The following is a 3,696-nucleotide window of genomic DNA, read 5'->3' as shown; positions in this document are numbered from 1 at the left end:
CCTGGGCGCCGCCGGCCGCGCCTATGCCGCGCGCCGCCACGACTGGAGCGTGGCCGCCGATCAACTGGAAACCATTTACCGGGAGCTGCGTCATGCGCGTCGGCCTTGATTACCGTCCAGTCACCGCCGCGCCCTGGTCCGGCATCGCCCGCCAGGTGCTGGCGTTGGAAGCGGCGCTGCTGCAACGGCCGGGCGTGGAAGTGCTGCGCTTCACCGCCTGCCCGGCCGACCATCCGCATCGGCGGCTGGCGGAGTGTCCGGCGCGGCCCAGCCCGGCGGACGGCCTGCACCGTCCGCGCGAGCGCTTTCATTTCGAGGTGCGCTTCCTGCCGCGCGCCATCCGCGCCCAGCGGCTGGACCTTTACATCGCCACCGCCAATACCGGCCTGCCGCCCTGCGGCGCGCCGGCCGGCACCCGCTATGCGCTGCTGCTGCACGATGTGTTCCAGCTGACGCTGGACAACTACCATGCCAGCCTAGCGCGCGCGCTGGCTTACCGGCTGATCGACTGGGCCGGCACCGCCCGCTCGCTGCGGCTGGCGGACGCGGTGTGGACGCCGTCGCGCTACACCGCGCAGGCCGCCGCCAAACTGTTTCCGCGCCAGCGCGCCAAGCTGGCGGTGCTGCCCAACGCCGTGCCCTGGCGTCCGGCGGACCCGGCCACGCCGTTGCCGGCCGGCTTGCCGGCGCGCTATTGGCTGGCGGTGGGCGCGCGCGAGCCGCGCAAGAACATGCCCTGGTTCGTCGAGCAATGGCGGCAGGCGCGCGAGCGCCAGCCGGACCTGCCGGCGCTGGCGCTGGTGGCGCGGCCGCAAGAGCTGCCGGCCGAACTGCGGCGGCTGGATGGCCTGATCTGGCTCAAGGAGCTGGACGACGCCACCCTGCGCGCGGTGTACGCGGCGGCGGAGCGGCTGTGGCAGCCGTCCTACGCCGAGGGCTTCGGCCTGCCGGTGATAGAAGCGCTGGCGCAAGGCACCCCGGTGGCGGTGGCCACCGGCTCGGCGCTGGATGAAATCGCCCCGCCGCAGGCGGCGCGCTTCGCCCCCGACGACGCCGGCGCGCTGCAAGCGCTGATGAGCAAGCTGGCCGAGGCCGGGCCGGACGGCAGCGCCACGGCCAACCGCGCCTGGGCGCGGGAATACGATATGCAGGCCTACGCCGCCCGGCTGGGTCCGTTGCTGGACGGCGTGCTGGCATGACGCCGCTGACGCGCGCGCTCGCCGCCGGCTGCGGCCTGTTGTTCGGCGGCCTGCTGATCCTGCTCGGCCCGGCCGTGGCCACGCTGGCGCTGGCCGCCGGCTGCGCGCTGTGCGCGGTGCTGCGCCAGCCGCTGCTGGGCCTGGCCGGCTTCGGCCTGGCGGCCTGCCTGATGCCCTATACCACGGTGCAGCTGGGCGTGCGCATCACCGTGTCCGAAGCGCTGCTAGGCCTGGCCTGGCTGGGCGCGCTGCCGCGGCTGGCGGTCGGCAGCATGCAATGGCCGCAGGGCCGCGCCGAACAGCGGCTGCTGTGGCTGATGGCCTTCAGCCTGCTGCCCTTCCTGGCGGGCCAGCTGATGGTGCAGGCCGACGGCAACGGGCCGGTCAACTGGGCGCGCTGGCTGCTGAATCTGTCCGCGCTGTTCCTGGCGCCGCTGCTGCTGCCGGACGCGCGCAGCCGCGACCGACTGATCGTGATGCTGCTGCTGGGCACGCTGGCCATGCTGCTGCTGTCCATCGGTTATTTCCTCAAGGACCGCGACGCCAACAGCTTTATTCCGGTGCTGGAAAAACTGCGTTATGCCCACCCGGAAGCGGTGCGCGACATCTTCTCCGCCAACTACACCCGCATGGCCTCGCCCTGGGTGCATCCCAATCTCACCGGCGGCGCGCTGGCGCTAATGCTGCCGCTGGCCTTCTTCTACGGCTTGGCGCAACAGGGCTGGCGCCGGCTGCTGGGCATGGCGGTGGCGCTGCTGGGCGCCGCTGGCCTGCTGTTCAGCATCTCGCGCGGAGCCATCGTCAGCCTGGCGCTGGTGTTGTTGTGGCTGAGCTGGCGGCGCGCGCCGCACGCCGGCCGCATCATCGGCCTGGCCGCGGCGCTGGGCCTGGCCCTGGTCTTGTTTTATCCGCCCTTGCAGGAACGGCTGGCCACCACCTTCTCCGCCAGCAACGCCAGCACCGAAGTGCGCATGGACGAATACCGCCGCTTCCCCGACGCGGTGCGCGCCTATCCGCTGGGCCTGGGCTTCAAGGTGGACCCGCCGCCGCCGGACAGCGGCCTGCTCGGCATCTCCAATCTGTGGCTGAACTTCGTCTACAAGCTGGGCGCGCCCGGCATGCTGCTATTCGTCGCCGTCACCATCGCCTGGTGGCGCGAAGCGCGGCCGCGCGGCCCGCTGTCGGCGCTGGACCCCGAGCGCGCGGTCTGGCTCGGCACCTTGTCCGGCTTGCTGGCGGCGCTGCTGACTGGTTTTTTCGACCACTACTACAGTTTCACCATGGTGCTGATCGGCCTGTTCTGGCTGCTGATGGGCATCAATCTGCAAGCGGCGCGCCGGCTGGCCGGCCGCGGCGATCCCCTGTTGCTGGACGGCGCCGCGCCATCCGGCCCGATAACCGTTGACCCGAAAGCGACACCGCGATGAAAGCGACCGATCTTCCCGCCGCGCCGGCCCTGACGCTGCGCCACCGCATCTACCACAGCAGCGCGCTGCGCGCGCGGCTGGACGGCTACGCCGCGCGCCTGAACACGCCGGCGGCGGAACTGGCCGCCGCCTACGACTGGATGCTGGCCAACAACGTGGCCTTCGAGGAGGGCGACGCCGCCGAACCGCGCGTGTCCATCGTCTCCGTCAATATGGAAAGCCGCATCCCGCATCCCTTGGCGCGCCGTTTCTACGCCATGCTGCGCGACGAAGTGCCCACCCAACTGGTGCCGCGCTACGGCCTCAACTGGGCCACTTTCAAGGACCGCTGGCTGCGCGCCTGGGAGCAGGGCTACAACATCCTGATCAACAAGCTGCCGTCCCACCATCTGCGGTTGGCCTGGCTGCGCCTGGGCGGCGCGCGCATCGGCAAGGGCTCCAGCGTGTGGCGCAACACCGAGGTGCTGGGCGTCAACAATCTGGTCATCGGCGCGGACAGCTGCGTGGCCTGGCACTGCCTGCTGGACGCGCGCGCCGGCTTGATCATCGGCGATCACGTCGCCATCGCCTCCTACGCCAAGATCATCGCCGGCAGCCACGACCTGAACGCGCCGGAATTCTGGTCGGTGTCGGCGCCGGTCTATATCGACGATTACGCCTGGATCGCCACCGGCGCGCTGATCGGCCACGGCGCGCGCATCGGCCGCGGCGCGGTGGTCACCGCCAACACCGTGGTGGGCAAGGAAGTGGCGCCGTACAAGATCGTCGGCGGCAGCGGCGCCAAGCCCATGGGCGAACGGCCGCGCGATCTCAATTACAAGGTGGGCGGCAAAGGTCTGTTCACCCTGTTCCACTGATGGCATTGAGCCCATGTTCGGTCCCGCCGCGCTCTTGACCCTGGCCACGCTGAGCGGCCTGCTGGCCGGCTTCGCCCGCGAGTGGCTGCTGGTGGCCGCCTGGGGCGCTGGCGGCCGCAGCGACGCTTTCCTGGTGGCGATGTTCCTGCCGGAAGCGCTGCGCACCCTGCTGGCCGGCGGCCTGCTGTCCGCCGCGCTGCTGCCCTTGTGGCA

At 71.2% G+C, this 3,696-nt stretch carries 3 protein-coding genes and 1 pseudogene; all 4 read left to right on the top strand.

What is annotated here, in order from left to right; all coding sequences use genetic code 11:
- The first annotated feature begins 92 nt into the window (after positions 1-92).
- Positions 93-1,199, top strand: a complete 1,107-nt coding sequence (locus LQT98_RS23305; protein ID WP_231465576.1) for a glycosyltransferase family 4 protein — start codon at positions 93-95, stop codon at positions 1,197-1,199.
- Positions 1,196-2,626 carry an O-antigen ligase family protein gene (locus LQT98_RS23300; RefSeq protein ID WP_231465574.1) on the top strand — a complete coding sequence of 477 codons (1,431 nt, stop codon included), beginning with the start codon at positions 1,196-1,198 and terminating at the stop codon, positions 2,624-2,626. Before LQT98_RS23305 ends, LQT98_RS23300 begins: the two co-directional genes overlap by 4 nt.
- A complete protein-coding gene (locus LQT98_RS23295) occupies positions 2,623-3,483 on the top strand; it encodes an acyltransferase (protein ID WP_231465572.1) in 861 nt (286 codons plus the stop codon). Before LQT98_RS23300 ends, LQT98_RS23295 begins: the two co-directional genes overlap by 4 nt.
- A 13-nt stretch (positions 3,484-3,496) precedes the next feature.
- A pseudogene (locus LQT98_RS23290) lies at positions 3,497-3,696 on the top strand (hypothetical protein); the annotation flags it as partial.

Source organism: Chromobacterium aquaticum, assembly GCF_021129195.1.
GTDB classification, from domain to species: domain Bacteria; phylum Pseudomonadota; class Gammaproteobacteria; order Burkholderiales; family Chromobacteriaceae; genus Chromobacterium; species Chromobacterium aquaticum.
This window is presented reverse-complemented; position numbering and strand designations above follow the sequence as displayed.